The sequence below is a fragment of the Mesorhizobium sp. M7A.F.Ca.CA.004.06.1.1 genome (assembly GCF_003999135.1).
Lineage (GTDB): Bacteria > Pseudomonadota > Alphaproteobacteria > Rhizobiales > Rhizobiaceae > Mesorhizobium.
In genome coordinates, this window is sequence record NZ_RZPQ01000439.1 from 1 (window position 1) to 3,734 (window position 3,734).

A 3,734-nucleotide genomic window follows, 5' to 3' on the forward strand; every position below is an offset into this window, starting at 1 on the left:
ACCAGCGACAGCGAGAACTGCACGCCGAGGCGTGCGCCCCACAGCAGTCCGGCCACCAGCGCGACGAGGCCGGCGGCGGCCCATACAGTGGCCCAGATCAGGGGTAGCCTGAGGCCGACCGCGAGTGCCGCGAACTGATCGTCGGCGACTGCGCGGAAGGAGAGGCCGATGCGGGTGTAGCGGAAGAACAGCGACAGCAAGAGGACCATGCCGGAAGCAACCACGGCCGCGAAAATATCGAACTGGCTGATCAGCACGCCGCCGATTTCCAGCGGCACATCCTCGATGCCGAGATCGAGGCCGTGGACCTGCGTGCCCCAGATCAGCTGGGCAGCGCCTTCGATGATGTAGGACAGGCCAAGCGTCGCCATGAACAGGGTGATCGGCGGCTTGTTGGTCAGTGGCCTGAGCACCGTGCGCTCGATGGCGATGCCGATCGCCACCATGATGGCGAAGGTGACCACCAGCGCCAGCGCGAAGGGAATGCCGCGCTCGACAAGGCTGACGAAGGTGAGTGCCGCAAACAGCAGCATCGCGCCTTGCGCGAAATTGAGCACGCCCGAGGTCTTGTAGATGAGCACGAAGCCGATCGCGACAAGCGAATACATGACGCCTGAGAGCAGGCCTCCGACGAGCACTTCGATGAAGAACTGGTAGTCGAAACCGGCGATCATATGCCTGCCCCGTCTTCATTGTCCGAGGCGACGCCGAGATAAGCATCGATGACGCGCTGGTCGTTCCTGACTTCATCGGGCGTGGCGTCGGCGATCTTGCGGCCGTAGTCGAGGACGGCGATTCGATCGGACAGACCCATGACGACGCCGACATCGTGCTCGATCAACACCACGGTGGTGGCGAAACGATCGCGCGCGGCACGGACGAAAGCCGCCATCTCGCTCTTTTCGCTCGCTGTCATGCCGGCCATCGGCTCGTCGAGCAAAAGCAGGCGCGGCTCGGCCACCAGAGCGCGGGCCAATTCGACACGCTTCTGCAGCCCATAAGGCAAGGTGCCGACAAGACGGTCGCGAATGGCGGTGAGATGGAGGAATTCGAGGACCTGTTCGGCACGGCTGCGTGAATCGCGCTGCTCGCCACGCGAGCGGCCGATGCCGAGCACCTGGCCGGCAAAGTTGGAGCGAACCTTGTAGGCAAGGCCAGAGGCGATATTGTCGAGGACGCTGAGGCCCTTGAACAGTGCAAGGTTCTGGAAGGTTCTGGCGACGCCGAGATGGGCCAGCCGCTGCGTCGGGACCTGGGCATAGAAGGTACCGTCGAGCTGGACATGGCCACGATCCGGCCTGTAGACGCCGCTGATGACGTTGATCAGCGAGCTCTTGCCGGCCCCGTTAGGGCCGATGATGGCACGGATCTCGCCTGGTAGAACCGACAGGTCGATATCGGCAAGTGCGACGACGCCGCCAAACGACAGGCTTATGCCCTGAAGCGCGAGCAAGGGAGAGGCGGCGTCGGCAACGGACCCTGCCGGCCAGGCGGCATCTTCGAACGACTGCTCCAACCGCAGGCCTGACGGCAAGCCGCGTGCAAAGACTTCCGGCGCATAGACCGAAGCGTCCATCACTCCGAGCGTATAACTGGGCAACGGCATTCCAATCGTCCTCGATTAGGCGCGCAAAATCCTATTGCCGCCCGACGGATCAGCGCGCCGGGCAAGCTTCATGTGTGCAGGCCGGCGCCTGCCCGGCGTGCCTATGGGGTGACTACTCCGCCGCCAGCGACGCCGCCGCCTCGGCATCTTCCAGTTCGCGAACGAGTGGGATGACATGCTTGCCGAAATACTCGACCTCTTCCTGGAAGTGCAGGAAACCGAGCAGGATGAGATCCGCACCCGCGCGCTTCAGGTCGACGACGCGTTGAGCGACCTGCCTGGGGGTGCCGATCAGGTTGGAGCGGAAGCCGTCATTGTACTGGACCAGGTCGTCGAAGGACGATTTCGCCCAATTGCCCTCACCTTCCGGCGAGGCCTTACCGGCGTTCTTGACCTCATGGCCGAAAGCATTGACCGCTTCGGGATTGGCCTTGGCGATGATTTCGGCGAGCACCGTCTTGGCCTCCTCCTCGGTCTCGCGAACGACAGCGAAAGCGTTGACGCCGACCTTGACGGAATGGTTGTTGGCCTTCGCCTTGGCCCTGAGGTCGTCGACCTGCTTGGCGATTTCAGCCGGCGTGTTGCCGTTGGTGAAGTACCAGTCCGAAACCCGTGATGCCATGTCGCGTGCGGCGCGCGACGAGCCACCCTGGAAGATTTCGGGCAGCGGCTGCGGCGGCTTCGGCTTCAGCGAATATTCGTTGAAGCGGTAGAAATCACCACGGAAGGTGAAGCTGTCTTCAGTCCATATTCCGCGCAGCGCACGAATGAATTCTTCCGAGCGGCGGTAGCGCTCGTCATGGTCGAGCCAATGCTCGCCAATGGCGTGGAACTCGCCGCGGAACCAGCCGGAGACAAGATTGATCGCGACGCGGCCGTTGGTCAGGTAGCTGATGGTGGCGATCTGCTTGGCCGCCAGCGCCGGGTTCCATGGCCCGGGCAGGATCGCGGCGATGACCTTGAGCGTGGTGGTCGCCGCCAGCAGATCATGGCTGAACGCCACCGATTCATGCTGTTCGTCGGCGCCGTAGCCAGCGGTGAAACGGATCTGGCTGAGCGCGTAGTCGAAGCCGGACCTCTCGGCGATCTGCGCCAGCTTGCGGTTATACTCGGCCGAATGGTTGGTGCGCTGCTCGATGTTGGAGATCACCAGGCCGCCCGAAACATTCGGCACCCAGTAGGCAAACTTGATCGCGTCGGTCTCTGCGTGTGCCATGAAATGTCTCCCATTCAGGCCGTGTCATTGATCGATCCGGCCGCAGCCGGACTTCGCCGATATTTATTATGTTTATAGAATAAATATACAAAGAAGGATTTTCCGTTTTTGGGGCACTCTTGGGGCGGAAATACCAATTTTCGCTGCCGAACCCGGCCTGCAGATGTCAGCCCGCAAGAGGTCCATGCGCGGCATGGGCGCCGATCGCCTGCGCTGACGGCAGCGTAACCAGCAGCTTGGCAATTTCCCCCGCGACCGCCTGGGCATGGCGGGCGACTTTCGGCAGACCCATGAGCTCGCCGAAAGTGCCTCTTGCCAGCGGGCCGGCGACCAGGAGTGTCGCAACCGCCTCACCGTCCGAGCCGATTGCGCGGCTGTCGAGACTTGTCTCGATGCCAAGTCCATATTGGTCCGTCCTGATCAAGCCGGCTTCCGCCAGCGAGCTCAGCGCCGGGTTCAGCTGTAATGCCTGCCCATGAGCCGGACCCGTAGTGTTGATGACGGCATCGAAGCGCGTCGTCTCGATCCGTGTCTGCCCGCGTCGTTGAAAGCTGACAGCCAGGCTGCCGTCCTCATCGTTCGACGCGACAAGCCTGGCGGCAATGGTGTCGAATGTTCCGGCCGCATGACGCCGGTCGAGCACCGCCGCCACCTGCGGAGCGATCCTGAAGCGATGCACGTCCCAGAACACGCGCAGCCGGCGGACCAGCCTTGCCCGCTCCGGCGGGGCAAGTGCGGCCCACAGCACCGGCCCCTGCAGGCGCAGTTGGTCGAAGACCGACTGCCAGTTGACATTGGCCGCTCTCGCAGCTGTCAGCGTCGCGCGAATGGCCCTGAGCAGGCCGAGCGCCGTCGTGGCCGGCGCGGGTGCAAAATCGCCAAAAGGCTCGCCCCTGACATCGGGGTGTCCGC

At 63.2% G+C, this 3,734-nt stretch carries 3 protein-coding genes and 1 pseudogene; all 4 read right to left on the reverse strand.

Annotation, left to right across the window (positions count from 1 at the left end; translation table 11 throughout):
• Positions 1-674, reverse strand: a 674-nt coding sequence (locus EN906_RS22790; protein WP_164777293.1) for a branched-chain amino acid ABC transporter permease, incomplete at its 3' end; no start/stop codon positions are given.
• The gene (locus EN906_RS22795) at positions 671-1,606 is read right to left on the reverse strand and encodes an ABC transporter ATP-binding protein (RefSeq protein ID WP_127270762.1); all 936 of its coding nucleotides are present in this window, start codon (positions 1,604-1,606) and stop codon (positions 671-673) included. The genes EN906_RS22790 and EN906_RS22795, both read right to left, overlap by 4 nt.
• A gap of 112 nt (positions 1,607-1,718) precedes the next feature.
• On the reverse strand, positions 1,719-2,822 hold the full coding sequence (sfnG, locus tag EN906_RS22800) for a dimethylsulfone monooxygenase SfnG (protein ID WP_127270760.1): 1,104 nt from the start codon (positions 2,820-2,822) through the stop codon (positions 1,719-1,721).
• A 166-nt stretch (positions 2,823-2,988) separates the two neighbouring features.
• Positions 2,989-3,734, reverse strand: a pseudogene (locus tag EN906_RS38410) (hydroxyacylglutathione hydrolase); the annotation flags it as partial.